Annotated in this window: 27 protein-coding genes; 18 read left to right on the top strand and 9 right to left on the bottom strand. The window is 64.1% G+C overall.

All coding sequences use genetic code 11. The features are described from left to right. Window positions 1-93: 93 nt before the first annotated feature. Window positions 94-1,209 (bottom strand): beta-ketoacyl-ACP synthase III, encoded by a 1,116-nt coding sequence (locus ACT53N_RS01780; protein WP_476062274.1) that lies wholly within the window; start codon window positions 1,207-1,209, stop codon window positions 94-96. Between the two features lie 238 nt (window positions 1,210-1,447). On the opposite strand from ACT53N_RS01780, the gene ACT53N_RS01775 reads away from it, so the two are divergent. The 3 genes from ACT53N_RS01775 (at window position 1,448) to ACT53N_RS01765 (ending at window position 3,393) form a co-directional block, all read left to right on the top strand. Then, a complete protein-coding gene (locus tag ACT53N_RS01775; RefSeq protein ID WP_476062273.1) occupies window positions 1,448-1,981 on the top strand; it encodes a porin family protein in 534 nt (177 codons plus the stop codon). Window positions 1,982-2,107: 126 nt separating this feature from the next. Next, a complete protein-coding gene (locus ACT53N_RS01770; RefSeq protein ID WP_476062272.1) occupies window positions 2,108-2,491 on the top strand; it encodes a hypothetical protein in 384 nt (127 codons plus the stop codon). Further along, window positions 2,491-3,393: a sterol desaturase family protein gene (locus ACT53N_RS01765; protein WP_476062271.1), complete on the top strand. Its 903-nt coding sequence runs from the start codon at window positions 2,491-2,493 to the stop codon at window positions 3,391-3,393. Before ACT53N_RS01770 ends, ACT53N_RS01765 begins: the two co-directional genes overlap by 1 nt. Window positions 3,394-3,428: 35 nt before the next feature. Here ACT53N_RS01765 and ACT53N_RS01760 read toward each other — a convergent pair whose 3' ends face one another. The 3 genes from ACT53N_RS01760 to ACT53N_RS01750 all read right to left on the bottom strand — a co-directional run bounded on the left by ACT53N_RS01760 (window position 3,429) and on the right by ACT53N_RS01750 (window position 5,833). After that, window positions 3,429-4,061 carry an NAD(P)H-dependent oxidoreductase gene (locus ACT53N_RS01760; protein ID WP_476062270.1) on the bottom strand — a complete coding sequence of 211 codons (633 nt, stop codon included), beginning with the start codon at window positions 4,059-4,061 and terminating at the stop codon, window positions 3,429-3,431. A gap of 137 nt (window positions 4,062-4,198) precedes the next feature. Further along, window positions 4,199-5,179: an NUDIX hydrolase gene (locus ACT53N_RS01755; RefSeq protein ID WP_476062269.1), complete on the bottom strand. Its 981-nt coding sequence runs from the start codon at window positions 5,177-5,179 to the stop codon at window positions 4,199-4,201. Between the two features lie 9 nt (window positions 5,180-5,188). Continuing rightward, window positions 5,189-5,833 (bottom strand): YfbR-like 5'-deoxynucleotidase, encoded by a 645-nt coding sequence (locus tag ACT53N_RS01750; protein ID WP_476062660.1) that lies wholly within the window; start codon window positions 5,831-5,833, stop codon window positions 5,189-5,191. A 106-nt stretch (window positions 5,834-5,939) separates the two neighbouring features. Here ACT53N_RS01750 and ACT53N_RS01745 point away from each other — a divergent pair, with 106 nt between their 5' ends. After that, window positions 5,940-6,752: a universal stress protein gene (locus tag ACT53N_RS01745; protein WP_476062268.1), complete on the top strand. Its 813-nt coding sequence runs from the start codon at window positions 5,940-5,942 to the stop codon at window positions 6,750-6,752. Window positions 6,753-6,783: 31 nt separating this feature from the next. Next, window positions 6,784-7,158, top strand: a complete 375-nt coding sequence (locus tag ACT53N_RS01740; protein ID WP_476062267.1) for a hypothetical protein — start codon at window positions 6,784-6,786, stop codon at window positions 7,156-7,158. A gap of 70 nt (window positions 7,159-7,228) precedes the next feature. On the opposite strand, the gene ACT53N_RS01735 is transcribed toward ACT53N_RS01740, so the two are convergent. The 4 genes from ACT53N_RS01735 to ACT53N_RS01720 form a co-directional block, all read right to left on the bottom strand. Continuing rightward, window positions 7,229-8,047, bottom strand: coding sequence for a hypothetical protein (locus ACT53N_RS01735; protein WP_476062266.1), 819 nt, complete (start codon window positions 8,045-8,047; stop codon window positions 7,229-7,231). 98 nt (window positions 8,048-8,145) lie between these two features. After that, the gene (locus ACT53N_RS01730) at window positions 8,146-9,015 is read right to left on the bottom strand and encodes an AAA family ATPase (protein WP_476062265.1); all 870 of its coding nucleotides are present in this window, start codon (window positions 9,013-9,015) and stop codon (window positions 8,146-8,148) included. A 107-nt stretch (window positions 9,016-9,122) separates the two neighbouring features. Further along, a complete protein-coding gene (gene pseH, locus ACT53N_RS01725; RefSeq protein WP_476062264.1) occupies window positions 9,123-9,704 on the bottom strand; it encodes a UDP-4-amino-4,6-dideoxy-N-acetyl-beta-L-altrosamine N-acetyltransferase in 582 nt (193 codons plus the stop codon). Window positions 9,705-9,833: 129 nt separating this feature from the next. Beyond that, a complete protein-coding gene (locus ACT53N_RS01720) occupies window positions 9,834-11,624 on the bottom strand; it encodes a flagellar protein FlbA (protein ID WP_476062263.1) in 1,791 nt (596 codons plus the stop codon). Window positions 11,625-11,822: 198 nt separating this feature from the next. Here ACT53N_RS01720 and flbT point away from each other — a divergent pair, with 198 nt between their 5' ends. The 12 genes from flbT to ACT53N_RS01660 all read left to right on the top strand — a co-directional run bounded on the left by flbT (window position 11,823) and on the right by ACT53N_RS01660 (window position 22,462). After that, on the top strand, window positions 11,823-12,248 hold the full coding sequence (flbT, locus tag ACT53N_RS01715) for a flagellar biosynthesis repressor FlbT (protein WP_268067312.1): 426 nt from the start codon (window positions 11,823-11,825) through the stop codon (window positions 12,246-12,248). Then, window positions 12,208-12,570 (top strand): flagellar biosynthesis regulator FlaF, encoded by a 363-nt coding sequence (gene flaF / locus ACT53N_RS01710; RefSeq protein ID WP_096051364.1) that lies wholly within the window; start codon window positions 12,208-12,210, stop codon window positions 12,568-12,570. The genes flbT and flaF overlap by 41 nt, the downstream gene beginning before the upstream one ends. 248 nt (window positions 12,571-12,818) lie before the next feature. Beyond that, complete coding sequence (gene fljL / locus ACT53N_RS01705; RefSeq protein ID WP_476062659.1) at window positions 12,819-13,640, top strand: flagellin FljL; 822 nt, start codon at window positions 12,819-12,821, stop codon at window positions 13,638-13,640. A 276-nt stretch (window positions 13,641-13,916) separates the two neighbouring features. Continuing rightward, complete coding sequence (fljK, locus tag ACT53N_RS01700) at window positions 13,917-14,738, top strand: flagellin FljK (protein WP_476062262.1); 822 nt, start codon at window positions 13,917-13,919, stop codon at window positions 14,736-14,738. 113 nt (window positions 14,739-14,851) lie between these two features. Further along, window positions 14,852-15,220: a flagellar protein FlaG gene (locus ACT53N_RS01695; RefSeq protein WP_476062261.1), complete on the top strand. Its 369-nt coding sequence runs from the start codon at window positions 14,852-14,854 to the stop codon at window positions 15,218-15,220. 182 nt (window positions 15,221-15,402) lie between these two features. Continuing rightward, window positions 15,403-16,239, top strand: a complete 837-nt coding sequence (locus ACT53N_RS01690; protein ID WP_310211550.1) for a flagellin — start codon at window positions 15,403-15,405, stop codon at window positions 16,237-16,239. Between the two features lie 65 nt (window positions 16,240-16,304). Next, window positions 16,305-16,859, top strand: a complete 555-nt coding sequence (gene pseH / locus ACT53N_RS01685) for a UDP-4-amino-4,6-dideoxy-N-acetyl-beta-L-altrosamine N-acetyltransferase (protein ID WP_476062260.1) — start codon at window positions 16,305-16,307, stop codon at window positions 16,857-16,859. Window positions 16,860-16,938: 79 nt separating this feature from the next. Continuing rightward, entirely contained in the window at window positions 16,939-19,803 is a 2,865-nt protein-coding gene (locus tag ACT53N_RS01680) for a hypothetical protein (RefSeq protein ID WP_476062259.1), read from the top strand. 61 nt (window positions 19,804-19,864) lie between these two features. Then, on the top strand, window positions 19,865-20,554 hold the full coding sequence (locus ACT53N_RS01675) for a hypothetical protein (protein WP_476062258.1): 690 nt from the start codon (window positions 19,865-19,867) through the stop codon (window positions 20,552-20,554). 17 nt (window positions 20,555-20,571) lie between these two features. Next, window positions 20,572-20,970 (top strand): hypothetical protein, encoded by a 399-nt coding sequence (locus tag ACT53N_RS01670; protein ID WP_476062257.1) that lies wholly within the window; start codon window positions 20,572-20,574, stop codon window positions 20,968-20,970. 155 nt (window positions 20,971-21,125) lie between these two features. Further along, window positions 21,126-21,632 carry a single-stranded DNA-binding protein gene (gene ssb, locus ACT53N_RS01665; protein ID WP_476062658.1) on the top strand — a complete coding sequence of 169 codons (507 nt, stop codon included), beginning with the start codon at window positions 21,126-21,128 and terminating at the stop codon, window positions 21,630-21,632. Between the two features lie 149 nt (window positions 21,633-21,781). After that, window positions 21,782-22,462 (top strand): hypothetical protein, encoded by a 681-nt coding sequence (locus ACT53N_RS01660; RefSeq protein WP_476062256.1) that lies wholly within the window; start codon window positions 21,782-21,784, stop codon window positions 22,460-22,462. A 235-nt stretch (window positions 22,463-22,697) separates the two neighbouring features. Here the strand turns inward: ACT53N_RS01660 and ACT53N_RS01655 are convergent, their stop codons facing one another. Further along, window positions 22,698-23,234, bottom strand: coding sequence for an N-acetyltransferase family protein (locus ACT53N_RS01655; RefSeq protein WP_476062657.1), 537 nt, complete (start codon window positions 23,232-23,234; stop codon window positions 22,698-22,700). 321 nt (window positions 23,235-23,555) lie between these two features. Here ACT53N_RS01655 and ppdK point away from each other — a divergent pair, with 321 nt between their 5' ends. Next, on the top strand, window positions 23,556-26,246 hold the full coding sequence (gene ppdK, locus ACT53N_RS01650; RefSeq protein WP_476062255.1) for a pyruvate, phosphate dikinase: 2,691 nt from the start codon (window positions 23,556-23,558) through the stop codon (window positions 26,244-26,246). Window positions 26,247-26,409 lie beyond the last annotated feature (163 nt).

Genomic DNA, 26,409 nt, shown 5'->3' with positions numbered 1-26,409 from the left:
GGCGAAACAATGTCGCGCATTTCTATACAGGCGCACGCGGTCCGCTAGCCTGCTTCTGGAGAAAGGGGGCGCATACGCCCCCGCAGGTCCAGATCAACGCTTGCGGACGAACACCGTGCCTGCCGAATAGCCCGCGCCGAAGCTGCAGATCAGGCCCGTCTCGCCAGGGGCAAAGTCGTCGTTCGCTGAGTGGAAGGCGATGATCGAACCGGCCGAACTGGTGTTGGCGTACTCGTCCAGGATGATGACGTTCTCGCCCGGCGCCGGATCGCGACCCAACACCTTGCGGCCGATCATCTCGTTCATGTTGATGTTGGCCTGATGTAGCCACAGGCGCTTGAGGCCCGTCGCATCGACGCCCAGGTCCTGGGCGTGCTGCACGATCATCTCGCTGACCATCGGCACGACCTCGCGGAAAACCTTGCGGCCTTCCTGAACGAAGAGCTTGTCCTTGGCCCCGATCCCTTCCGGCGCGGCGCGATTCAGGAAGCCGAAGTTGTTGCGGATGTTGTTCGAGAACTGGGTCTTCAAGCGCGTGCCCACGATCTCCCAGCCGCCAACGGCCTGGTCGGCGTCCTCAATGATAACCGCAGTGGCGACGTCGCCGAAGATGAAGTGGCTGTCCCGATCCTTGAAGTTCAGGTGACCCGAGCAGATTTCGGGATTGACCATCAGCACCGCCTTGGCGCTGCCGCTTGTGACGAAGTCGGCGGCGGTCTTGATGCCGAAAGTCGCCGACGAGCAGGCGACGTTCATGTCAAAGGCGAAGCCCTCGATGCCCAGGGCCTGCTGCACCTCGATGGCCATGGCCGGATAGGCGCGCTGCATGTTCGATGCCGCGCAGATCACCGCGCCGATCTCCGAGACGGGCTTGCCCCAGCGCTCGATCGCCTGCTTGGCCGCCTCAACGGCGATTTCGGCCAGGATCGAGATCTCTTCGTTCGGGCGCTCAGGAATGACGGGCCGCATCAGGTCGGGGTCGATGATGCCGTCCTTGTTGACGACGAAGCGCGACTTGATGCCCGAGGCCTTCTCGATGAATTCAGGCGAGGAGGGGGCCAGGGCCACAACGTCGCCGGCGGTGATGGCCTCTGCGTTGGCGGCGTTGTAGCGCTCGACGAAGGTGTTGAAGGCCTCGACCAACTCGGCGTTCGAGATGCTGTGAGGCGGGGTGTACAGCCCCGTGGCGGCGATGACGGCTTGCGGCAAGACGACGGTCCCGATGATGCGCGCGGACCTCGCTCCTGAGGGAGACGGGCCCGCGTTCTGACGCTTGTTTGAACCCGTAGATAGCACGGTTGGCGGCCTCGTCATCCACCCTCGGTCGGGCGATCGACACGCAATGGCCCCAAACGGGGCCGTGAACCGCCGCATGGTCGCCGCGTTATGATCCTAGCAAGGGATGGCTGAGTGGGCTGAAGACTACGCGTAGATTAGGAGTAAAAAAATGAAAACTCTCATCGCCACCACCCTGGTTGCTGGTTCGGTTCTTGCGGCCCCGATGTTTGCTCAAGCTCAAGCCTCGCCTGACATCTATGGTTTGGTGAACTATGGTCAAACTCGAACCAAGGGCGCGGACACTGGTGCAATTCAGGGGCGCGTCGGCGCCAAGATTACGCCTTATTTCGGCGTCGAGGGCGAGGTCGCTGGCGGCGTCGATAGCGACAAGGTCTATACCCCCGGTGGTCCGGCTCGCGTGAAGATGGAGCATCAGGTCGCTGGCTACGCCGTGGGCTATCTCCCGGTGAACCCGAACTTGGACCTGACCGCGCGTGTGGGCTACGGCACGACCAAGTTCAGCACCAACAATCCGGCCGCAACGCAGTTCGACGGCAGCCGTGACAGCTGGAACTATGGCGTCGGAGCCGAGTACAAGCTGGACGGCAAGAACGGCATTCGCGCCGACTGGACGAAGTCGGAGTACACCAAGAGCGACCTGAGCTCGAACACCGTGTCGGTCGGCTACGTCCGCCACTTCTAGTTTTACGGGTTCCCCAGCCCTGAGCGTGGCGCGTCCTTAGGGGCGCGCCATTCTCTTTGGGCGCTTGACGATGGTCCCCCGGTCGTCAATCTGAACGGCAATAAGTTACGGGGGAACGCGTCGGTCTTGGACAAGGCGATGTTGATTCAGTTAGGCGGCTCTGTTGTCGCCGTGACGCTGTTGGTGGCGTTCGTTCGTTGGCTGGGCGTGGCTCGCCCGACGCCGCCTCTGGACGCCGAGTCAGCCAAGGCGCTGCTTGATGTCGAATTCCCAGATCATCATCCCAAGGCGACCTGGATCGCGGCCGATGGTGCCGGTCTGATCGCTCGTGCCGCGGACCTCGCGCTGATCCTTTATCGGCGTGGCGACGGTTATGTCGCGCGCGACCTCCCCTGGAGCGCCGTCGCGGCGCTGAAGCCGACGGGCGGCCGCTTGGCTGTTCGCGTTTCCGACGCGCGCCCCACCTTCGCCGTCAACGACGACGCCTGGCCGCCGAAAGAGCTCGCCTGATGCTGAAAGCCCCCTTCGACCCCGTCCAGCTGGCTATTCCGTTCTTCGTGCTGGCCATCATCCTGGAAATCCTGCTGGGCCGCTTCGGCAAGGCCAAGGCGAACTATGAGACGCGCGATACGGCCATGTCGCTCAGCATGGGCCTGGGCAGCACCGTGGCCGGGATTCTGTTCGGCGGCGTGATCTTCGCAACCACGGTCTGGGTTTATCAGCATCGCCTGTTCACGATCCCGATGACGGCGGTCTGGGCCTGGGTCGCGGTCTTTTTTCTGGAGGACCTGACCTACTACTGGTTCCACCGTTTGGCGCACGAGCGGCGGTTCTGGTGGGCCAGCCACGTGAACCATCACACCTCGACCCACTACAACCTGTCGACCGCCCTGAGGCAGACCTGGACCGGCGGTGTGGCCGGGACCTGGCTGCTGTGGTTGCCGCTCACCTTCCTGGGCTTTCCGCCAGCCATGGTGGCGATCCAGAAGGGGATCAGCCTCGTCTACCAGTTCTGGATCCATACCGAGGCGGTGGGGCGCATGCCGCGCTGGTTCGAGGCGGTGTTCAACACGCCCTCGCATCACCGCGTCCACCACGCTCGCAACCCGCGCTATCTGGACGCCAACTACGCCGGCATCCTGATCATCTGGGACCGGATGTTCGGCACCTTCATCCCCGAGGTCGACGAAGAGCCCTGCCGCTATGGCACGGTGAAGAACCTCGGCAACTTCAACCTGCTGCATAACGTCTTCCACGAGTGGGTCGGCATCGCCAAGGATGTCGCCGGCTCAAAGTCGCCGAAGGAAGCGCTGGGCTATGTGTTTGGTCCGCCGGGTTGGAGCCCGGACGGCTCACGGGACACCTCGCACACCCTCAAGGCCAAGTGGCGGGCGCGGGTGGAGGCTGAGTAGCGAGCGCCCCTTTCGGGGCGCTCCACCTGTCGAGGTTACTTCACCTCGGTGACAAACTGGTCGCGCGGGCGGCGGACCTTTTGCAGATCGACCAGCCAGTCGCCCTCGGCCTGACGGTAGCCCAGCGGGGCGATCGTCACCGAGCGCAGGCCGCGCTCCCGGAGGCCGAGGATCTCGTCCAGAGCCTTGGGATCGAAACCTTCCATCGGGGTCGCATCGACGCCCTCGAAGGCCGCTTGAGCCAAGGCGAGGCCGAACGCGATATAGGCTTGGCGGGCGGCGTGCTCGAAGTTCGTCTCGGCGTCGCGCTGCGGATACGTCGACAGAAGCATCTGGCGATAGTTTTCCCAGCCTTCGTTCCGGAAGCCGCGAACCTCGTTGACGAGATCGAACATGTGGTTGATCCGCTCGGCGGTGTAGTTATCCCAAGCCGCGAAGACCAGCAGGTGCGAGCCGTCGGTGATGGGGCTCTGGTTCCAGCCGATGGCCTTGATCTTTTCGCGGACCTCGGCGTTGGTGACGACAATGATCTCGAAGGGCTGCAGCCCGCTGGACGTCGGCGCCAGTCGCGCGGCTTCCACGATCCGCTCGACCTTGTCTTCGGAAACGACCTTGGTCGGATCCATCTTCTTGGTGGCGTAGCGCCAGTTCAGTTTTTCAAGCAGCACAGGAAACCCTCGTTTGCTCCGCCCGAAGCGGTGAGAGCCCGGATGTGGCGTCGCGGATCGAAATCGCAACCGGTTCGGTTTCAAAAAACTCAGCAATCGGGCGCGTGGGTAAGGACCCGGCGCTGTCGATAAGGGCGCTAGTCCCGAAGCAGCGGCAACGACAGTCCTGTCGCCTGGCGCGTCGCCAGCATCTCGCGGCGGAAGCGGAACAGCTCGGCCGGGCGGCCGCCGGTTTCAGCGTCCAGGCGGCCCAGGCCTTCGACCAGCTCCTCGCGCTCGACCACTCGGCGGAAGTTCTGCTTGTGCAGCGGCACGCCGGCGATGGCCTCGACCGTGCGCTGCAGGGTCGAGAGGGTGAACTCCTCGGGCGTCAGTTCGAACACGACCGGGCGATACTTGATCTTGCCGCGCAGGCGCGACAAGCCGGTGGCCAGGATCCGCCGGTGATCTGAGATCATCGGCTCGCCCAGCGCCGCCGAAAGGGCGGCCGGCTCGGCGGGGTCCTGGCCGTCTGCGCGGGCCCGGTCGCGAGCGGCTTCGGGGGCTAGGCCGGCTTCGTAGAGCAGCTCATAGCGCTCCAGCACCCTTTCCTCGTTCCATGGCGCGCCATCTAGGGCGAAGGCCAGGCGCGCGCGGGACCACTTGCCTGCGTCGTCAGCGGCCCAGCGTTTGAGCGCAGGCGCGATGGCGTCGTCGAGCAGGGCGGGCCGGCCGGCGCGCCAGTCCTCCCACGGGAAGAACCGCGTCCACGGCGCCCAGGCGGTGTCGGGGGCGTCGGTGTCGACCGCCTTGGGGGTCAGACCAAGATAGCCGACCGAGACCACGCGCGCCGCGCCGGCCCCGACCTCGGCGCGCGGGGCGTCACGGCCTTTGTCGCCGAAGGTGTAGAGCTGCTCGACATAGCCCAGCTGGAAGCGCGTCTGCTGAGTGACGAAAGCTCTCAAACCGAGCTCGAAGGTGCGATGGGCCTCGGGATCGAACGGACCGAACGGAAGGCCCGACAGTGGTGAGGCGATGTCGGTGATCGCGTCGTGCGGTCGGACGGTCAGGACAACGGCTTCGCCGTCGCGGATCGCGACGACCACCGCCGACAGACCGATGACGACCGCCGTGTTCATCGCGCCCCGCTACTCGGTTTCGAACGCCGCGTCGGGCGCGGACTCATAGCCCGCTGCGCGCGACAGCACGTGGAAGCGTTGCACATAGCGCGTCTGGGCCTCGAAGGGCGCCAGCGGCGTGATCTGCAGGTCATAGCCCGCCGGCGGCGCGCCGAAGATCGCCAGCGACTCTGCGTGCTCGAAACCCGCCAGCTGGGTGGCCTCGAAGAAGGCGCAGGCGCGGTCCGCCTGCTTGATCAGTTTCTTGATCGGGGCGGGGGTCTTCACCGGCAGGCCGAAACGGATGTGGATCGCGTCTTCCAGCCGGGTCTCGAAATCCTTGTAGCTGACGCCGAGCGCCGCCTTGAACGGGCTGATCATGTCGCCGATCACATATTCGCTGGCGTCGTGCAGCAGCGCGGCCAGCCGCCAGCGTGGTTCGAGGTCGGGCTTAATGTGCGCGGCGATCTCCTCGACGACCAGACTGTGCTGGGCGACCGAAAAGCCATGCTCGCCCACGGTTTGGCCGTTCCAGCGCGCCACGCGCGCCAGCCCATGGGCGATGTCTTCAATTTCGATGTCCATCGGCGACGGATCGAGCAGGTCGAGCCGACGTCCGGAGAGCATTCTTTGCCACGCGCGGGGCGGTCCGCCCCTTTGCAGCCCTTTGGCCACGAGATCGTTCCTCACGATGAAGTCGGTTGACTGGCGCATTGGTTGCGAAAGATCAATGAGGGCGTCGCCGTCATCTGTGGAAATGCCCTCGAAAGGGAGTTCGATCATGAGTTGGGCGAGAATTATGGTTCCGCTGGCCGGAACCCCGAACGACCAAGGCGTCCTGACTTCCGCCGCAACCTTGGCGGCCGCCTTCGAGGCGGAATTGGCCTGTGTCCACGCGCCCGCCGACATGGCCGACCTGATGCCCTGGATGGGCGAAGGGTTCATGGGCGGCGTGCAGGTCACCGCGCTTGAAAGTTTGAAAGAAGCCGCCCAGGAAGGGGCCAAGGCTGTTGGCAAGTTGGCCGCCGATCTCAGCTATGGCCGTACGCGCGTCATAAGCTTGGATTCCCCCGTCTGGGCCGGTTTGGCGATGGAGGGCCGGCTCTCTGACGTCATCGTGTTCGACGACGCTGCGGCGCGCGGGAAGGGGCCCTTGGCCGAGTCCTTCCAGCAACTGGTGGCCGACGAGCAACGTCCCACCCTGGTGGCGCGTCCCGGCTTCAAGACGGATGGAGTGGCCTTGGTCGCCTGGGATGGCGGCAAGGAGGCCAGCCGCGCGGTGCGGACGGCCTTGCCGCTTTTGGAAAAGGCGAGCGCCGTGGTCGTGGCCGGCGCGCCGGCGGCCTCGTCGCGGGCTTTCGAGCTTGATCGCCTCGTCGAATTCCTCGCCGCGCGTGGGGTCAAGGCCAGCGTGCGGGCGCTGGAGGGAAGCGGCGACGCAGGATCGCTCCTGCTGGGCGCGGCCAAGGACGTGAACGCTAACCTCCTGGTCGCGGGGGCGTTCGGTCATCCGCGACTTCAGGAGTTCATCTTCGGGGGCACCACCCGCACCTTGCTGAACAGCGACGGTCCGTCTCTGTTTCTGTCGCACTAAGAATCTGAAATTTCATAAGAAAGGGAGGCTTATGTCTCTTTCCCGGATCGTCATGCGCTTGGCGCGTAATCCTGGCACCGAGTTCGCCGGCGGCGATGATCATCGCGGCTACGCCCTGACCGCGCCGTTGACCGAGGACGGTCACATCGACGAGGGCGAGTACGCCAAGATCAAGGCGTCCTGCAGCGTCCGGCGCTTCTCGCCTGACGAGGACGCCGTCGACGGTCGTTTGAACAAACGCGGTCAGCGCTGGTTCTTTGACTATGACGCGGCTGAAGAGACCGACGACGAGCCGTTGCATCGCCTGGGCGAACATCGCTTTGCGCTGGGCGAGTACGTCACCGTGACGGATGAGGACGGGCGCCCGCTGACCTACAAGGTCATGGAGGTCACGCCGCTACCGTAGGCGTAAGTTCCAGCGTGTTCAGAACACGAACCCCGGCCGGGCGATCGCGCGGCCGGGGTTTCCTTTAGGGTCAGCCGCCGACGTTGTGGCGGACCAGAGCCTTCATGTCCTTGAACAGGTCATGATCGTCGGTGTTCCGGTCCTTGGCCTTGACCACGGCGACGGCCAGGGGGCCGCCTTTCGGGCCCCGGGCTTCGTAGCCCGCCACGCGATAGCCATTGGGCGCCTTGTCGTTGGCAAGGATCAGAGTGGAGCGCACCGCGTCGCCGCCCTTCAAGGCGCGGATTTCCGCACCATTGTCGTTGGCCTTGATGGTGACGTCACCTTCGTGCTCGTCCTGAGCGCTGACATTGACCAAGGCTTGGCCGCCGTCGCTCTTGATGTTGACGTTCTTGTTGACCTTGACCTCGGCGGTCCCGCCATCGCTGTTGATGGTCAGGTGGCCGATCCGGATGTCTGCGGTGTCTCCGTGAGCATCGATCGAGACGCCCGGCAGATGGATGCTGGTCTTGTTCTTGTCGTTCTTGCCGTCCTTAGCTTCAGGCGGCGTCGGCGGGGCTGCTGGCGTCGGGATCACGCCCTTCAGTTCAGCCTCGATCGGGGCCAGAGCCGCTTCGGCGTCGCCGCCGTTCAGGCGAACGAGGCGAAGATCAACCGTCCCTTCGCTCGACGTGTACGAACATGACTGACCGTCCGCAGCGGCGCTGACGCGGGTAAGTCCGCCTTGGCGTTCCGGGCAATCCAGACGCGCGATCGCGCGGACAGCCTCGCGACCCAGGCGGCGCTCTGCGCGCGCCTCCTTGTCCGACGCCGCAGGCTGACAAGCGGTCAAGGCGGACGCGCCAGCGCCGATTAACAGCGTCGCGACCAGCCATTTTGAGTGACGCATGGTGTTCCCTTGGCCTACCCCGGATAGCGGGGAAGGTGGCCGCGCGTCTGACGCGCGTCCAGTGAAATCCCGGTAAGGGCCGTTTCGTCGCAGCCTGGTTACTGGCCCGGACGCGCGCCCGAGCCTTCGCGACGGGCGAGGAAGGCCAGACGCTCGAACAGATGGACGTCCTGCTCGTTCTTGAGCAGCGCGCCATGTAGCGGCGGGATCAGCTTGGTGGGGTCCTTCTCGCGAAGCACTTGATCGTCGATGTCTTCGACCAGCAGCAGCTTGAGCCAGTCGAGCAACTCCGACGTGGACGGCTTCTTCTTCAGGCCCGGCACCTTGCGCATGTCGTAGAAGATACGCAGCGCCTCTGCGACCAGCTTCTGCTTGATGCCGGGGAAGTGGACGTCGACGATGGCCTGCATCGTGTCGGCTTCCGGGAAGCGGATGTAGTGGAAGAAGCAGCGGCGCAGGAACGCGTCCGGCAGCTCCTTCTCGTTGTTCGAGGTGATGATGATGATCGGCCGGACCTTGGCCTTGATCGTCTCATTCGTCTCGTAGACGTAGAACTCGTTGCGATCGAGTTCCTGCAGGAGATCGTTCGGGAATTCGATATCAGCCTTGTCGATCTCGTCGATCAGCAGCACCGGACGGACTTCGCTCTCGAACGCTTCCCAGAGCTTGCCCTTCTTGATGTAGTTCTTCACGTCTTTGACGCGTTCATCGCCCAGCTGGCTGTCGCGCAGGCGGCTGACGGCGTCGTACTCGTAGAGGCCTTGCTGGGCCTTGGTCGTCGACTTGATGTGCCAAGTGATCAGCGGCGCGCCCATCGCTTTGGCGACTTCGTAGGCCAGGACGGTCTTGCCGGTGCCGGGTTCGCCCTTGATTAGAAGCGGGCGCTCAAGCGCCACGGCGGCGTTGACCGCGACCTTGAGGTCGTCGGTGGCGACGTAGTCAGAAGTACCTTCGAAGCGCTGGCTCATGCCTATCTCCGCCGGAATCGGATCCGGTTCGAACAGTTGTTCAAATTCAGCGGACCAAACTACCGGCGCTCGCGCGCTTGGCAAGGGTGTCGATAGGGAAGGCGGCCCTAGGCCGCTCGGCAGGCGGCGGGCGGGATGTCGTATCCCTTCGCTCGAAGCCGCTCCGCCATCGCGTCGCGTCGCGTCGCCCAGTCGCTGGCCAGCAGCCCCAGGCCAACCACGTCGATCTCGTGGCCCTGCTTCATTACATGTTGCCGAAACAACGCCTCGCGCTGGAAACCGTAGAGCTCGTGCAATCGCCAGACGCTCTCGTTCGAAACCAGCACCTCACACCAAAGCTTGTTGAGGCCCAGTTTTCCGAACACGTACTCGATGACCTCGAACTCGACGAAGGACCCTACGCCAAGGCCCCGGACCTTCGGGCTAGCCAAGTAGTAGGCCCAGGCGCAGCGCCGGTGGACGAGATCGATATCGGCCAAGTTCGCCAAACCTACCGGCTCGCCATCGGCCTCGATGATCCAGTAGCGACGCCGCGGGTCGTGCCGAGCGACGTCGAACCAGTGATCGTGCTCTTCGTGACCGATCTTGTGATCTGAATACATGTAGGCCGAGACATCTGGGCTGTTGCGCCAGGTCAGAAGCCTCTCGCGATCCTCTTCTGCGACACTGCGCAGTTTCACCGCCACCATTGTCCTGAACTCCGGACCAGCGCGCCGGCTGAGCGCGCATGTGCAAGCACAGGGACGACACCCCAGCGCCCGTCCAGTCTGTCCTGTTCAAAGGCTCAGGCTTTGATCCGCCTCAACGGAGGCGGTCGGTCACGGTGCGGCGAAATCGCGCAGCGCGTCGGCCACGCGGCCCATGGTCGGCTCCCAGACGCCGTACTGCTCGGTGACGAAGCAGCGCACGCTTGGGTACCAGGGATAGTAGTCCGTCCCCAGGCGAGTCCAGGACGAGGCTCCGGTCAGCATGAAGATCGGCGTCCCAACTGCGCCGGCCAGGTTGATGGTCGCGTTGGAGAAGCCGATGACCAAGTCGACCGCCGCGCACAGCGCCGCGACATCATCAAGATCAGCCTTCAGGTCGATTTCTTCGGGCTGCCAGATCTCGACGCCAAGTTCCTCCTTGGCGAACGCGATTTCTTCGTCGCAATCACCGTATTGCAGGTTCACGAAAACCGCGCCGGGGGTATGCAGCACGGGCTCCCACAGATGGAACGGCGAGAATTGCCGCGCCCGCTCGGCGTTCAGCTTCAGGCTCTTCCACAGAAGGCCGACCTTGGGGCCCGGGCCAAGCTTCTCAAGCTGGGTCTTCCAATGCGCCACACGCGCCGGATCCGGCTGGAGGAAGGCTTGGCGCTTGGGAAACGCCGCGGCGGAGGCGCGAAGGCTCGGCAGGAAGTCGCCGATCGCCGCCCAGTAGTCGAAGCGGTCCCAGTTTTCGATGTAGGGCGCAGCGCGGAACACGCGGCCCTCATAGGCGACCGTCCGGTGAGCGGTGACCTCCACGTTCGGGAACGAGCGCTCGAACAGCGGCGTCAGGCGGCGTTCGACCGCCAGGGACAGAGATCCGTCCGGTCCAAGCGCCTTGAGGATATCCGGCAGCATGTTGGCGAACATGACTTCATCACCGAGACCCTGCTCGGTGGTGATCATCAGCGACTTGCCCTTGAGCTCCTGTCCCGACCAGCGGACGCCGGGGATCTGGAACCGTGGCGCATCGCTCAAGGCTGGCGAGAAGCGAGACTCGTAAGCTTCCCAGCCTTCGGCCACGCGGCCCAGCGCCAGGAGAATGGTGGCGCGGGCGAACTGCATCATCGCCAGATCTTCGGGCGAACCCGGGTTGCGCATGGCGGCCTCGCAATCGGCCAGCGCGCCTTCGATATCGCCAAGGTCCAGCTTGGCGAACGCGCGGTTGTGATAGGCCTTGGCCAGATCCGGCGCCAAGCGAAGGGCTTCGTCAAAGAACACGATCGAGCCTGCGCCATCGCCGATATTGCACAGCACCGTGCCCAGTGTGTTCCAGAGCACCGCCGCTTCGGGGTTGGCGCCGAGCGCCGCCTTAAGCACCTCGATCGCTTCGCTTTCGCGGTTCAGTTCGCGGAGCGCGCACGCAAGGTTATTGGCGCCTTCGACGTCGTCTGGCCGGGCCAAGCGGTAGTGGGCAAAGAACTTGGCTGCCAGCTCCGGCATGTTCATCCGGAAGGCGAGGCGGCCAAGGTCGCCCGCGACGGGGCCGTGGTCGGCCAGCAGGGTCAGCGCCGCTTCGTAAGCACGGAGCGACGAGGCGAAGTCTCCGGTCTTTTCGCGCGCGATCGCCAGGATGTGCCAGGCCAGGCCCAGGCGCTCGTCCTTCTCGAGGAGTTTTAGAGCTAGTTTGTCGGCCTTGGCGTAGTCCTGCAGTTGCACGGCCTGGATCGCGCGCGCTAACGCTTTGGCGTTGTCAGCGTTCTTGGTGTCCTGCGCCGCGCGCTTCAGGCGATCCAGCGCTTCGCCTGAGGCCGAATCGCCCATCGCACTGGCGATCACGCCGGGATGGATGCCCGATGCGCCAACATCGGCCTGGGCGAGGACGCTTGCTGAGGATTCCAGAGCGCTTTTACGGGACATGGCGGAGGCCTCAGACTTTGCTGTTAACCATGTTTTGAGGCGGTATGCTTAATTGAGTCCTAAGCTGCGTCTTACGGTCGCAAACGCGGTCGTCGGGGGTGGCAAGGTGGCGTTAACATGTGTTCGCCTAGCTTGCTGTCGAAGTCGTCGTCTTGACGGATCCGGGCTCGCAGCGTCAACGAAAGGGAGCGGCATCAAGTGCCTTTGAAGCTGTCGCTGAAGCCTGGAGAGAAGTTCGTTCTCAACGGCGCCGTGGTCCAGAATGGAGACCGGCGCGGTGTTCTGGTGCTCCAGAACAAGGCCTCCGTCCTTCGTGAGAAGGATATCATGCAGCCGGACCAGGTGACGACGCCCGCGCGTCACATCTATTTCCCGGTGATGATGATGTATCTCGATGAGAGCGGCGCTGAGAAGTTTTACGAGGAATTCGCCACCCGCCTTAACGAATTCATGGGCGTTGTGCGCAACCCTGCGGTCCTCCAGGACTGCATCGCCATCTCCAAGCACGTGATGGCGCGAGAATACTACAAGGCTCTGATGTTGAGCCGGAAGCTTATCGAGTACGAAGACGAGAGGTTGGGGCATGTCTCTTCGGGCGTATCAGCAGGCGGCGACGCGGGCTGAGAATCCCCGTGAAATGGAGTACCGCCTGTTCGGGCAGGTGACGCGCGCCCTGATGGACGCGTCGCAAGCCCCGGCGGACGACATCGCCACGCGGATTGACGCGCTAGACTGGAACCGAAAGGTCTGGTCCGCGCTTGCGACCGACTGCTCGCTTCCCGAGAACCAGCTTCCGATGGAGCTGCGCGCCAGCATCATTTCGCTGAGCCTTTGGGTCGGTCGTCACTCCAGCGCGGTGATGCGCAAGGAGGAGGATTTCGAGCCCCTTATCGAGATCAACCGTATGATCATGCAGGGCCTGGCTGGGCGCGCTGACGCCGCCTGATTCTGGCCTGCGTGCAAGACTGAACGTCTTGCCTAGCGTCTTTCGGAAAAACCTGCCGCCCGGCGAATAATGCATTCGCCGGGCGGTTTTCGTTTGAACGCCAACCTGAAAAATCTCCAATAAAATCAGCATGATAAAAGGGATTGGCGTTTGGCGCCGAGTTGGCCCGCCGCTTGCGATGGTTCGCGCGGGCAAAACGCCAGCCCGGCAATACGCCGGAAAAATCCCACCAAAACGGTAGGTATCAAATGCTGAATTCGATCAACACCAATCCTGGTGCGCTGCTGGCGCTCCAGAACCTCAACGCAACTAACACGGAGCTCGCCGCCACTCAGGGCCGTATCAACACCGGCAAGAAGGTCGCTAACGCCAAGGACAATGGCGCGATCTGGTCGATGGCCAAGATGCAGAGCGCGACCGCGTCATCGTTGAACTCCGTGAAGGACTCCCTCCAACGCGGTCAATCGACGATCGATGTGGCGCTCGCTGCAGGGGACACCATCACCGATCTGCTCACGAAGATGAAGGAAAAGGCTCTCGCCGCTTCCGACACCTCGCTGAACACCGCCTCGTTCAACGCTCTCAAGGCGGACTTTGAGTCTCTGCGCGACCAGCTTCAAAAGGCCGCGGAGAACGCGAAGTTCAACGGCGTCAGCCTCGCTGACGGCAGCACCACGAAGCTGTCCTTCCTCGCCAACGAGGATGGCAGCAACTTCACGGTGACTGCCCAGACTTTGTCCCTCACGGGTATCGGTCTGACAGCGGCTTCGACCTTCACGGACGCTGCTACGGCCAAGACCATGATCGCGACGATCACGACTTCGTTGCAGACGGCCACGAACAAGCTGTCGTCTCTCGGTACGTCCTCTGTCGGTCTGGATACTCACCTGACCTTCGTGGGCAAACTGCAAGACAGCCTGGACGCCGGTGTCGGCAACCTGGTCGATGCGGATCTGGCGAAGGAAAGCGCTAAGCTCCAGTCGCTGCAAACCAAGCAGCAGCTGGGTGTTCAGGCTCTCTCGATCGCCAATCAGACGCCGCAGTCGATCCTGTCGCTGTTCAAGGGGTGATCCCGATACGCCGGACGGCCGTCAAAAGCCGTCCGGCGCCTCTTTCCTGCTGGGTGCGCAGATAGTGCCCGGCAACAATTTCCCATGGCGAAAGGCTCTCGGCAGAAATTGCCGGGAGCCTTCGTCGTTAACGGAACTATAACGTATATTTTTCAGTGACTTAGCGACGCGTTGCCGGTGGGCAGAATTGGCCCGGCAATTGCTTCTGGTCCTTCCGAGCAAAATGCTCCCGGCAGCCAAAATGGCGTCGGACACCTTGAAAAGGACTCTTTCGTTATGGCGCTGAACAGCATCAACACGAATTCGGGCGCTCTGATCGCCCTGCAAAACCTCAACAGCACGAACTCCGAGCTGACGACCGTTCAGCAGCGGATCAACACCGGCAAGAAGATCGCCAGCGCCAAGGACAACGGCGCCATCTGGGCGACCGCCAAGAACCAGTCGGCCACCGCCAACAGCATGAACGCCGTGAAGGACTCGCTGCAACGCGGCCAGTCGACGATCGACGTCGCGCTCGCCGCTGGCGACACCATCACCGACCTGCTGGGCAAGATGAAGGAAAAGGCTCTGGCCGCTTCCGACACCTCGCTGAACACCGCCTCGTTCAACGCCCTGAAGTCGGACTTCGACTCGCTGCGCGACCAGATCGAAAAGGCGGCGACGAACGCCAAGTTCAACGGCGTCAGCATCGCTGACGGCTCGACGACCAAGCTGACCTTCCTGGCCAACTCGGACGGCACCGGCTTCACCGTCAACGCCAAGACCATCTCTCTGGCGGGTATCGGTCTGACGACCACCTCGACCTTCACCACGGCCGCCGCCGCCAAGACGATGATCTCCACCATCGACACGGCTCTGCAGACGGCCACGAACAAGCTGGCCTCGCTGGGCACCAGCTCGGTCGGCCTGGACACCCACCTGACCTTCGTCGGCAAGCTGCAAGACAGCCTGGACGCCGGCGTTGGCAACCTGGTGGACGCCGACCTCGCCAAGGAAAGCGCCAAGCTGCAGTCGCTGCAAACCAAGCAGCAGCTGGGCGTGCAGGCGCTGTCGATCGCGAACCAGTCTTCGTCCTCGATCCTGAGCCTGTTCCGTTAAAGGGCAGGGACGGGGGCGAGCCACCCGGCTCGCCCCCGCCTTCTCCGGTTCGGTTGCGGGGCAAGCCTCAACAGAAATGGAGGGCCGACCCAAAAAACGTCGGCAACTAAGATATGGAACCTAAAGCCGCACTGTCGGCCATCAGAGACTTTATTGCCCCTGTCGCGCCGTCGAACGCCCCGGATGTCTCCGAGGGCGCAAAGTCCGTTGTGGATCAGGCCGCGAAGGTCGCGGACGCCGAGGCGGCGCTGAAATTTGATCGCAACCAGGTCGCTGAGGCCGAGAAGCCGGTTGATGACGGCCCGCAACCTGGCGATCTGCGCCTGGTGATCGAACAGGACGACGCCTCCGGCGCCTTTGTCTACAAGACGGTTGATCGCCGGACGGGAGAGACGCTGCAGCAGTTTCCTCGCGAGGAGGTCCTGAAGATGCGTGATGGTCCCGACTATGAAACGGGCGACGTTTTTGACGGGCAGGCCTGAGGTCGACCGTCGGCCGAACAACTAGGGCGTCGTGCGGCTGCGGGTCGCAGGCGTAAACGGACATGGTTTATAAGCGTTAACCATAATCTTACTTTCTAGGGTCAATCTCGGCGGCGATTAGATCGCTCGCCGAATCGCGCGCGATCGCAACCAACGGCAAAATCGCCGATCGGAGGCCGCGCATGGCGCTTAGCGTCAACACGAACCAGCCCGCGCTGATCGCGCTGCAGAATCTCAACCGCACCAACGACGACATGCAGGCGGTGCAGACCCGTATCAATACGGGTGAGGCGATCTCGACCGCCAAGGACAACGCCGCTGTTTGGTCGATCGCTCAGGCGCAGCGCGCCGATATGAGCGCTCTCGGCGCTGTGAAGATGAGCTTGGACCGGGCCACGTCGATCGCCGATGTCGCTCTGGCGGCCGGTGAGTCCGTCTCCGACCTGCTCAAGCTGATGCGCGAGAAGGTTGTCGCCGCCAAGGACACCTCGCTCACCACGACATCCCGCCAAGCCCTGAACGCCGACTTCCAGGGGTTGGTGAAGAACCTCACCCAGGTGATCCGAAGCGCGACGTTCGACGGCGCCAATCTGCTCGACGGCAGCCAGGCCGCCGACATGAACTTCCTCGCTGATGCGGACGCGGGCCAAGCTATCACCCTGACGCTGCAGAACCTGTCGCTGGGCGGTACGATCAATACGCTGACTGCCACCGACGACATTCTGGACCCAACGAACGCTGGAAATGTTCTCACGCGCCTCGACGCGACGCTGAGCGCCGTCAACCAGGCCGTCGGCAACATCGGTACTCAGGCTAAACAGATCGACGCGCACAACACCTTCGTCTCGAAGCTCAATGACGTGCTGGAGACCGGCGTCGGCAACCTGGTGGACGCCGACCTCGCCAAGGAAAGCGCTCGCTTGCAGGCTCTGCAGGTCAAGCAGCAGCTTGGCGCCCAAGCCCTGTCGATCGCCAACGGCGCGCCGCAGATCATCCTCTCCCTGTTCAAGGGTGGCTAGGGCTAGGTCCCGCAGCGCCCAGGGTCTAAGCTGCCGCTGGGCGAACCGGGGATTCGGCTACGGGCATGATCGAGCTGCGAGACTTGTTGGACGAGGACGAGGCGATCCTCTTTCAGTGGCGGTCCGAACCCGAGGTCGACCGCTGGATGTCCGACGCCGATCTGCCTAGTCGAGAAGCTCACGCTGTCTGGTTTCAGGCGCTACGCAACGATCCGGACATGCGCGGCTGGATGATAACTCGCGGCGGAGCGCCGATGGGTCTTCTGACGCTGACGGGGCTAACCAGCCACCATCGTCGTGCAAGTTGGAACTGGTTCCTTGGCTCGGCTGAAGCGCGAGGCAGGGGCGTTGGTCGCGCCGCCCAGGTGCTGGGCCTGGATCGCGCCTTCCAGGAGCTTGGACTGCACAAGGTTTTCGCCGAGGTCATGGCCGACAACGACGCCGCTCTGAAGGCGCAGTCGACCGCAGGTTTCCGCCGCGAGGGCTACCTCCGCGGACACGTATTGAAGGGCGGCCAGCCCCGAGACGTCGTTCTGCTCGGGATCTTGGCGTCGGAGTGGTCCGGGCTGCGTGAGGCGGCTCGGCGTGCGCTCTCGGACGCGCACCTTATCGCCGCTTAATCTCAAGTCTTAACGAGTCGTCAGCGATCCTGAGGCAAGGGTAACAGCGGGGAGATTCGCGCCCCGGCCAGGACTCGCCGTGATCACTTTCGATTCCAGCGCGCTGCTCAGCTACTATCAGGCCCGCACGGGCCTGACGGGCGCTGGCGCGTCGAGTGTTTCGACCTCGCCATCGCGGTCCAAAGCCGTGGTCCCGAGCGCGCCTTGGCTCAGCAATGCGTCTCCGCCCGCCAGTGAACTGGTGCGATCGGCGCTGGCGGGGCGCAAGCTCATCGACGAGGGCGCCAACACTTCGAGCCTGAAGGGCGTCAGTCCCGACTACAAAAAGCTGTTCGCCACGTATCAGGCGCTCAACACCCTTTCCGCGATCGCAGCGCGTGCCGGTGAGAAGGGCGTGACCGATGGCGAGGTTTCGCGGTTGCAGACAGCCCTCACCAAGGGACTTGGCGAGGTCAGCAGCTACGTCCAGAACCTGTCCCTCGACCAGATGCGCCTGACGACCGGCGCTGTCATGACCAGCGACAAGGGCACGGTTGGCGTGCCTAAGGCCACCTACAGCTACACGACTGACACGCTGTACAGCGGCCAGGTCGATGACGAAGTCCCGAGGTTCCAGGGCAACGTCTCGTTCGACATCTCTGTGAAGAGCTTCGGCGTCACCTCGACCGTCACCATGAACTTGGCCGACATGGGCGCGACGCCGCGGACCATGTCGAACGTCGTCAGCTACATGAACGACAAGATGAAGGCGGCGGGTTTCAACACCGACTTCTCCGTACAGCGCACGGTTGGCGAGGAGCGCACCGTTCAGGTGAACGGCAAGCCCGTGAAGTTGCCGGCTACCGGCGATGACTTTGCTCTACGGGTCAATGGCGACTCCGTTGAGCAGTTGACCTTCAGTGCGCCGACCACGGCGCCGGCGGTCTATGTCACCACCCGGGCCGGCGATCCGGATCCCGACAAGAAGGCCGAGACCGACGACGGCGTCTTCGAAACGACCTTGACCAAGTACAGCGCCGCCGGAACCGCTGGCGGGCCCGGCGCAGGCGCGCCTGGCGGCAAGGTCTTCAGCGAGACGCTTCAAGGCACGATTTCCAGCGTCCGCAAGTCGGTCACCGGCGCGGACGGCTCGATCTATATGCTGGCGGACGTCGCCACCGAGGTTGACGGCAAGACCGACATCAATGGTCAACCGATCAAGGGCGAAAGCGATGTCGCGCTGCTCAAGTACGACAGCGCGGGCCACCTTCTGTACGCGCGCTCGTTGGGCGCCACTGACAACGCCAGCGGCTTGTCGCTGGCCGTCGCCGATGACGGCAGCGTCGCCGTGGCCGGGTCCGTCAGCGGCAGGCTGCAGGGCGCGGTCAACGGCCCAATCAACAACAGCGACAGTTCGGACACCACCGACAGCTTCGTCACGCGTTATGACGCCAAGGGCGACGAGCAGTGGACTGTCCGTCGCGGCGGTTTGCAAGAAGATGAGGCCACGGCCGTGGCTTTCGGCGCCAATGGCGTTCTGTATGTGGGCGGCCGCAGCAAGTCGGATCTGCCGGGGTCGGTGGGAACGGACCCCGCCGGCGGTTGGGACGCCTACCTGACGGCATTTGCGACGGACGCCAATGGCAAGCCCGCAGCGCTGTTCACCCAGAAGTTCGGGACGGCGGAGAATGACTCCGTTTCGGACATCGTGGTCAACGGCTCCCAGGTCATCGTCGGGTCCAAGGAAAGCGGCCAGGCGATGCTTCGCAGCTTCGAGGTCAATGCGTCGGTGGTGACTGAGAACGTCACCAAGATGAATCAGTACGGCGCCTACGAGAGCGTCCCCGTCACCTACACCAAGACCGCAACCTTGACGGCGGGCGCGACCCGCGACCTGGGCTCGCTGAAGGGCGGCGACATTGTCGGTCTGAAGATCGACGGCGGCCAACTTTATGTGGGCGGCTACACGGCCAACAACCTGATGTCGATCGGCGGCGCGACGACGTCGCCGTCGGGAGGCATGGACGGCTTCGTGGGGCGGATGTCCCTCGATATCTCGGACAACACCAACGACACGCTGACCTACTACGGCGGCACCGGAGACGATACCGTCACGGGCTTCGCCGTCTCCAACGGTACGGCGTGGCTGGTCGGCGCGGCCGGCAAGAACCTGGACGGCGAAGAGACGGTCGGAACCAAGGATGGCTACGTCGCTCAGATCAATGTCGGCACGGGCCTCGTCGATTGGAGCCAGCGCGTCACCGGCAAGGACGGCTATGCCGCCCCGACCTCGGTCGCCGTCTCTGCGTCCGGCGCGTCAGCCCTAGACGCTTTTGGCTTGCCGAGCGGCGCCATGGACTTCAGCCAGTCCAATCGCATCGTTTCCGCCACATCGGCGCGCGCTGGCGACACCTTCCAGATCCGCACGCGCGAACGCGGCGCTCTGACGACGGTCACCATCGACGCCAACGACACGCTGGAAACCCTGGCCGACAAGATCAAGCGCGCGTCGGGTTTCCGCGCCAAGGTGGAGACGGCCTCCAGCGGTAACAGTCGCGTTCTGAAGATCAGCCCTGCGTCGAGCAACGCCACCTTGGAGATCGTGCCCGGAAAGGGCGGAACCGATGTCCTGCGCTCGCTCGGCATCGCCGGCGGCGTCGTGCGAGCCACCAAGACCGAAGACGGCAAGACCGTTTCGGCTGATGGCAGCGGTCCGGTCTATGGCTTGCAGCTCCCGCCCGAACTGGACCTCACGACCGAGGCGGGGCGCAAGAACGCCAATATGGTCATCACCCGGGCGATGTCGCAGGTTCGGTCCGCTTATCGCGAAATCGCTGACACCGCGCTTGGCATCAAGGCGGACAGCGGGTCGAGCTCTGGCAAGACAGGTGGCACGGTTCCAGCCTATCTGAAGAACCAGGTGGCCAATTATCAAGCGGCTCTCAATCGCCTGACCGGCGGCTAACCTGATCTTTTCCACGACCGCCGCGCTTGAAAGCGTCATCGTCGCGTCGTAGCCAAGAGACATGGACCTTCTGAACGATCGACGGATCATCCTGGGCGGCGGCGCGGCGCTTGCGCTTGTCGCGGGTCTCGGCATCGCCGTGGCCCTGATGTCAGGCCATGACAAGAAGCCGGCGGAGGAGCCGCCGGCTGCGCGTGCGGGCCTGATCGTCGAGACCGGTCGCGCTGACGACACCAAGCTGGATCCCGCTCGTCCGCTGCGTTGTTTCGTGGGCGGCGCCTTCGTCGGCGAGATCACCCTGGCTGAGTGCGCCAAAAAGAATGGGGTCGCCACGGGCGCCTTGGATGTGGGCGTCGACGAGACGGGCGCGCTGGCCGCCGCCGATCAGGCTGGTATGGTGCTGACGCCGCTCCCTCCGCCCCCAACGGTCGCGACGCCGCCGGCGACCGCGCCGGTCCAGACCGCCACCCCGACCACGCCGGCGTCCGCCTCTGCGACTGCGCCGCTGGCGGCATGCTGGCGCTATGCCGGCAACGAGTGGCGGCGACTGCCTGGAGACATCACGCTGAACGCCTGCGCCCAGCAACTGTTCGGCGGGCGATGCGAGAAGGCAGGCGGCGCGACCTATGGGCGTTGGGGCGAGGAGACCTTGCGCCTGGTTCCTGGCCGCGTCGAGATTTCGTCGGATAACCGCAGCTTCCACACCGCGTTCGAGCAGGCCGCGAACTGCTCTATCCCGAACGCCGGATAGGTTTATAAGTGTAATCCATGAAGAAGATCGTCCTCGCCGCCGCCGTCCTCTCCGCTTCGGGTCTGGTGCTGGCCGGCTGCCAGAAGCAGACCAAGGCTCCGTTCGAGCAGGGCGTCTGCTTCCACGTCGCAACCAACAAGGACAAGACGCTGCGCTTCAATCCGGTCAGCCGGAACGTGCCGCAGCTGGAGGAATGCGCCGCGACGCTTGAGGGCATGCGCATGCGCTTCGTGCGCTTGGGCCAGTCAAACAGCCGCAGCATGGTCGGGTCGTATCAGGGGTCCTTCATCTTCATCGAGAAGGAAGGGATCTACGTCGGTCAGACCTATGAGGGGCCGCGCTTCATGTCGCTCGTGCGTACGGGCGATGGTCGGTTGGCGGTCCCGGGCGCCATCAAGCGCGTTCCGGCCGAGTAGGGCGCAAAGCCTACAGCGGCGCGGTCTGTCCACAATCGTCTGCCTTGCCCACAAGAACGTTGCAAGAACAAAACTTGCCTCCGGGTTAGTGGGTCGTTAACGTCTTGCCTCAGATTCCGGCGCATGGGTCGCCGGGCGAGAGCAAGGTCCAAGCGATGGCGGGCAGCGTCAACAAGGTCATTCTGGTGGGGAACCTCGGGGCGGATCCCGAGATCCGTAGCCTGGGTTCGGGCGACCGCGTCGCCAATCTTCGCATCGCAACGTCGGAAACCTGGCGCGACCGCAATAGCGGCGAGCGCAAGGAGAAGACCGAGTGGCACCGGGTTGTGATCTTCAACGACAACCTGGTCAAGGTCGCCGAGCAGTACCTGCGCAAGGGCTCCACCGTCTACATCGAGGGCGCGCTGCAAACCCGCAAGTGGACCGATAACACCGGTCAGGAAAAGTACTCCACCGAGATCGTGCTGCAGAAGTTCCGTGGCGAACTGACCATGCTGGGCGGCCGCGGCGGTGACGCCGGCATGTCTTCTGGCGGCGGCGACGAGTACGGCGGCGGCTATTCGGGCGGGGGCGGCTCCAACTTCGGCGGCGGCCAGCGCAGCCAGCCCAGCGGCCCGCGCGAAAGCTTCTCGGCGGACCTGGACGACGAAATCCCGTTCTAGGGCGTGGAGGGACCCCTCGTTCCCTTGCGCTTCTGGAAATGCGCGGCGGATGGTCCGGTGGGGGCATCCGCCGTTTTCATGTAGCGAGAAAGTTACCTCGACATCGTTTCTAGGTTGTGTTTTGCTCTCCGCATCAGCGGAGAGCGACCATGAAGAACGTGATTTTTGGTCTCGCAGTTACAGCCGCCGTGGCGGTCGCGTCGGGAGTTTCGGCGCGACAGGCCGACACCCTCATCGGCGACGCTCGACGTCAAAACGGTCTCGAGGCCGAGATGTCCCGTCTGAGGCAGGCGTCTCCCGGCAGCGCACGCGAAGGCCTGTGCCCGCTGGTTCGCGGCGCGTCCGCAGACGTGAACGCCTATGTCGCCGCGCGCCTGCACCAGGTGGCCAAGCAGGCCGGCGCCGCCTACGCCAAACGCGCTTGTGAACCCAATATCGTCGTCCTGTTTTCGGCCGAGCCGGATCAGCTGATCCTCGAGGCGACGCAGTCTAAGCGCTTCAACTATCGCGGCGTCCCAGCCCAGGCGGCGCAGTCGTTCAAGTCCGGTGCGGCCCCGGTCCGTTGGGTCCATGGCGGCGATGTGCGCGGTTCGGCCGCCGGCGACGCAAGGCCTCACAACGCCTTGATTATCGTCGACGTGAACCAGGCGCGGGACATCAAGGTGTCGGCGATGGCGGACTACCTTGCCCTCGTGTCCCTGGCGGATGTTCGCGTTCGTCCAGCGCCAACAGACTCGATCATGACCTTGTTCGAAGCCGGCGGTGGAGCGCCGCAGGCGCTGACGGAAGCCGATCAGGCCTATCTGCGGAGCGTCTATCGCGCGCGCTGAGAGTCTGATGCGCCGCAGGCGTAACGGACGCCCGTGCGCCAATGTGAGGATCGTCACATCGCGCAGCGTCGGCTGGTGACTATCACGCGAGGTGTCTGCTCTTGTGGGAGTCGGACCGGTGGGGCGATGGGCTTCGTGCGCAATGGCCATCAGAGCCAAAGGCGCGAACCGATCGGGGGTGAGCGACGGATGCCTGAGAGGGTTCCGTCGCTCTCTTCGCGGGAGCCGCCGGCGGTCAGATCAACAAATCCTCTGGACGTGACCATTGGAAGCGGACGACCTCCACTTCACGTCCGCCGGGCGGCGTTTCGCGGTAGCGCGCCACCTCCACCCCGCCTCTTCGCGTGTAGATCCCCAAGGCGTCCGTGTTCGGCGCATAGACCTCCAGGTGCAGCGGCGCGCTCCCGTGCTCATCGCGTAGCCATAGGGCTACCTCGACCAGTAGTCTTGAACCCAGTCCTGCGCCCTTGCGTTCGGGCGCGACATGAAGGTTGTCGACCAGAAGACCCACTGCTGGATTCACGCGGAAAGAGGCGTAGGCGAGGGCGAGCGGCTCTGTGTCCTCCATCGCCGCCAGTATCAGGTCGGTGGTCGGCGCATAGCTCCGGAAGCGCTCACGCCAGATCGCGCGAGAAATCTCGGGAAGCTGATGGTCCAGATAGTGGTCGCCGTAGAGGCCGCGATAGGCGTGCTGACGGCTGCGCGTATGCAGGTCGGCGATGGCGTCGGCGTCCCGCAATAAGGTCCCGAGTCGGATGATCCGTGCCGTCATGGAACGATCGAAGGCGTTTCGCAGCGCGAAGACAAGGCCCTGCAATCTTTCGGTCCAGGTCCAAGTCGAGCGATTGAGCCGGGATTGCCAAGAACATCGCCAGCCGCCCCCGGCGGACAACGTTGTCATTGGAATTATTTGCCGAATTCTCGCGTTGGCGCTTTGAAAGCGAACGGCCAGTGGACGGGTTCTTGACCGAAGTGCTACTGAGACCCCCGGATATTGCACTGCGGGATCGCAACAAAGCAGCGCTGTTCCAAGGCGAGACGACCCCCATAAGAGGGGCGCGGCCTTTTCACTTATCGCAGGGTGAATTCAAAGATGCCGGTTGAGACGCTGACCAAGGCCCAATGGGTTTATGCATTCGGCGGAGGCGGCGCGGACGGCGACGCCTCGATGAAGAACCTCCTTGGCGGCAAGGGGGCCAATCTCGCGGAGATGTCGTCTCTGGGCCTGCCCGTGCCGCCCGGCTTTACGATCACCACCGAAGCCTGCGTCCACTACTACGCCAACGGCAAGCAGTACCCCGCTGAACTGGCCGCTCAGGTCCAGACGGGCCTCGCCAAGATCGAGGAGATCACCGGCAAGCAGTTTGGCGATGTGGCCAATCCGCTGCTGGTCTCGGTGCGTTCGGGCGCTCGGGCCTCGATGCCGGGCATGATGGACACGGTGCTGAACCTGGGCCTGAACGACGAGACCGTCGAGGGCCTGGCCAAGCTGTCGGGCGACCGCCGCTTCGCCTATGACAGCTATCGTCGCTTCATCCAGATGTACTCGAACGTCGTGCTGAACCTCGAGCACCACATGTTCGAGGAGATCCTCGATGACCATAAGGATCGCCTGGACATCCACGTCGATACGGGCCTGACGGCCGACGACTGGGCGGCGGTGATCAAGGACTACAAGGCCGCCGTCCGCGAGCAGCTGGGCAAGCCGTTCCCGCAGGACGCCCAGGAGCAGCTGTGGGGCGCCGTGGGCGCTGTGTTCGCCAGCTGGATGAACGACCGCGCCAAGTTCTATCGTCGTATGCACGACATCCCCGAAAGCTGGGGCACGGCCGTCAACATTCAGTCGATGGTGTTTGGCAATATGGGGGAGACCTCGGCGACGGGCGTGGCCTTCACCCGCAACCCATCAAACGGCGACAACCGCCTGTATGGTGAGTTCCTGATCAACGCCCAGGGCGAGGACGTGGTGGCGGGCATCCGCACGCCGCAGTCGCTGACCAAGGCCGCCCGCGAGGAGATGGGCGACGTCGCTCCCTCGATGGAAGAGGCGATGCCCGAGGTGTTCGGCCAGTTCAAGACGGTCGTGGAGACGCTGGAGCGTCACTACCGCGACATGCAGGACATCGAGTTCACCGTGGAGCAGGGCAAGCTCTATATGCTGCAGACCCGCAACGGAAAGCGCACCGCCAAGGCCGCGCTGAAGATCGCGGTCGACATGGCGGCCGAGGGCGTGATCTCGACGTCGGAGGCCGTCGGCCGCGTCGAGCCCGCCTCGCTGGACCAACTGCTGCACCCGACCATTGATCCGTCGGCTCACCGCGACGTGATCGCCAAGGGCCTGCCGGCCTCGCCCGGCGCGGCCACCGGCAAGATCGTCTTCGACAGCGACGCCGCCGAGAAAGCCGCCGCTAATGGCGAGGCGGTGATCCTGGTGCGGGAGGAGACCAGCCCCGAGGACATCCACGGCATGCACGCCGCCCGTGGCATCATCACGGCGCGGGGCGGCATGACCAGTCACGCCGCCGTCGTGGCGCGCGGCATGGGCCGTCCCTGCGTGTCGGGCGCCGGCGACGTGGCTATCTTCGAGAAGGAGGGCCTGTTCCGCGTTCGTGGCCGTGACTTCAAGGTTGGCGAGATCATCACCATCGACGGCTCCACCGGTGATATCCTGGCCGGCGCGCCGAAGATGATCGAGCCCGAGCTGACGGGCGACTTCGCTACGCTGATGGGCTGGGCCGACGAGGTCCGCCGCCTGAAGGTGCGCGCCAACGCTGAGACCCCGCTGGACGCCAAGACCGCTCGCCAGTTCGGCGCCGAGGGCATCGGTCTCTGCCGCACCGAGCACATGTTCTTCGACGACACCCGGATCGCCGCCGTGCGCGAGATGATCCTGGCCGACGACGAGAAAGGCCGCCGCGCCGCGCTGGCCAAGATCGCGCCGTTCCAGAAAGCCGACTTCGTCGAACTCTTCACGATCATGGAAGGCCTGCCGGTCACGATCCGCCTGCTGGATCCGCCGCTGCACGAGTTCCTGCCGCACACCGAGGAAGATGTTCAGGCTGTCGCCGACGCGACGGGTCTCGACGCCGCCAAGCTGATGCGTCGCGCCAAGGAACTGCACGAAACCAACCCCATGCTGGGCCACCGCGGCTGTCGCCTGGGCGTCTCGTACCCTGAGATCTACGAGATGCAGGTCCGCGCCATCCTCGAGGCGGCCTGCGAAATCGCCAAGTCGGGCAAGGCTGCGCCGGTGCCGGAAATCATGCACCCGCTGGTCGCCAAGGGCGAAGAGATGAAGTACCTGCGCGATCTGACCGACCGCGTCGCCAAGGCGGTGCTGGAAGAGCAGGGTGTCGCGGTGACCTATACGGTCGGCACCATGATCGAGCTGCCCCGCGCCGCCCTGCGCGCGGGCGACCTGGCCGAGAACGCCGAGTTCTTCAGCTTCGGGACCAACGATCTGACGCAGACGACGTTCGGCATCAGCCGCGACGACGCCGGGAAGTTCCTGAACGCCTATATCGAGAAGGGCATCTTCGAGAAGGACCCCTTCGTCAGCCTCGACCAGGACGGCGTGGGCGACCTGATCCGTCTCGCCGCCGAGCGTGGCCGTGCGGTGCGCCCCGACGCCAAGCTGGGGATTTGCGGCGAGCATGGCGGCGATCCCGCCTCGATCGGCTTCTGCGAGAAGGTGGGCCTCGACTACGTGTCGTGTTCGCCCTACCGCGTGCCGATCGCGCGTCTGGCGGCCGCCCAGGCGGCTTTGGCGAGCAAGAAGAGCTAGGTCGACCCGCCGTTTCCGGTTCCCGAAGAGCCCCGGACGTTTACGTCCGGGGCTCTTTCGCGTTCAGGGGGGGGGGCTCGGCTTTGGTCTGTCCAGTCGCGATATTTGGCTAGACCAATTTTGCGCTGCGCGTTACGTCAGCAGGCTGCGGCGTCAACGTCGC

The organism is Caulobacter sp. DMC95 (assembly GCF_056313785.1).
Note: the sequence above shows the minus strand (reverse complement) of the source record. Positions and strands in the feature narration are given on the sequence as shown.

Bases quoted from the DNA above. Each gene is read 5' to 3' on its own strand.
- ACT53N_RS01775 (WP_476062273.1), top strand. From the start codon at position 1,448: ATGAAAACTCTCATCGCCACCACCCTGGTTGCTGGTTCGGTTCTTGCG.
- ACT53N_RS01765 (WP_476062271.1), top strand. From the start codon at position 2,491: ATGCTGAAAGCCCCCTTCGACCCCGTCCAGCTGGCTATTCCGTTCTTC.
- ACT53N_RS01755 (WP_476062269.1), bottom strand. From the start codon at position 5,179: ATGAACACGGCGGTCGTCATCGGTCTGTCGGCGGTGGTCGTCGCGATC.
- ACT53N_RS01745 (WP_476062268.1), top strand. From the start codon at position 5,940: ATGAGTTGGGCGAGAATTATGGTTCCGCTGGCCGGAACCCCGAACGAC.
- ACT53N_RS01740 (WP_476062267.1), top strand. From the start codon at position 6,784: ATGTCTCTTTCCCGGATCGTCATGCGCTTGGCGCGTAATCCTGGCACC.
- ACT53N_RS01735 (WP_476062266.1), bottom strand. From the start codon at position 8,047: ATGCGTCACTCAAAATGGCTGGTCGCGACGCTGTTAATCGGCGCTGGC.
- ACT53N_RS01730 (WP_476062265.1), bottom strand. From the start codon at position 9,015: ATGAGCCAGCGCTTCGAAGGTACTTCTGACTACGTCGCCACCGACGAC.
- pseH (WP_476062264.1), bottom strand. From the start codon at position 9,704: ATGGTGGCGGTGAAACTGCGCAGTGTCGCAGAAGAGGATCGCGAGAGG.
- ACT53N_RS01720 (WP_476062263.1), bottom strand. From the start codon at position 11,624: ATGTCCCGTAAAAGCGCTCTGGAATCCTCAGCAAGCGTCCTCGCCCAG.
- flaF (WP_096051364.1), top strand. From the start codon at position 12,208: ATGTCTCTTCGGGCGTATCAGCAGGCGGCGACGCGGGCTGAGAATCCC.
- fljL (WP_476062659.1), top strand. From the start codon at position 12,819: ATGCTGAATTCGATCAACACCAATCCTGGTGCGCTGCTGGCGCTCCAG.
- fljK (WP_476062262.1), top strand. From the start codon at position 13,917: ATGGCGCTGAACAGCATCAACACGAATTCGGGCGCTCTGATCGCCCTG.
- ACT53N_RS01695 (WP_476062261.1), top strand. From the start codon at position 14,852: ATGGAACCTAAAGCCGCACTGTCGGCCATCAGAGACTTTATTGCCCCT.
- ACT53N_RS01690 (WP_310211550.1), top strand. From the start codon at position 15,403: ATGGCGCTTAGCGTCAACACGAACCAGCCCGCGCTGATCGCGCTGCAG.
- pseH (WP_476062260.1), top strand. From the start codon at position 16,305: ATGATCGAGCTGCGAGACTTGTTGGACGAGGACGAGGCGATCCTCTTT.
- ACT53N_RS01675 (WP_476062258.1), top strand. From the start codon at position 19,865: ATGGACCTTCTGAACGATCGACGGATCATCCTGGGCGGCGGCGCGGCG.
- ACT53N_RS01670 (WP_476062257.1), top strand. From the start codon at position 20,572: ATGAAGAAGATCGTCCTCGCCGCCGCCGTCCTCTCCGCTTCGGGTCTG.
- ssb (WP_476062658.1), top strand. From the start codon at position 21,126: ATGGCGGGCAGCGTCAACAAGGTCATTCTGGTGGGGAACCTCGGGGCG.
- ACT53N_RS01660 (WP_476062256.1), top strand. From the start codon at position 21,782: ATGAAGAACGTGATTTTTGGTCTCGCAGTTACAGCCGCCGTGGCGGTC.
- ACT53N_RS01655 (WP_476062657.1), bottom strand. From the start codon at position 23,234: ATGACGGCACGGATCATCCGACTCGGGACCTTATTGCGGGACGCCGAC.
- ppdK (WP_476062255.1), top strand. From the start codon at position 23,556: ATGCCGGTTGAGACGCTGACCAAGGCCCAATGGGTTTATGCATTCGGC.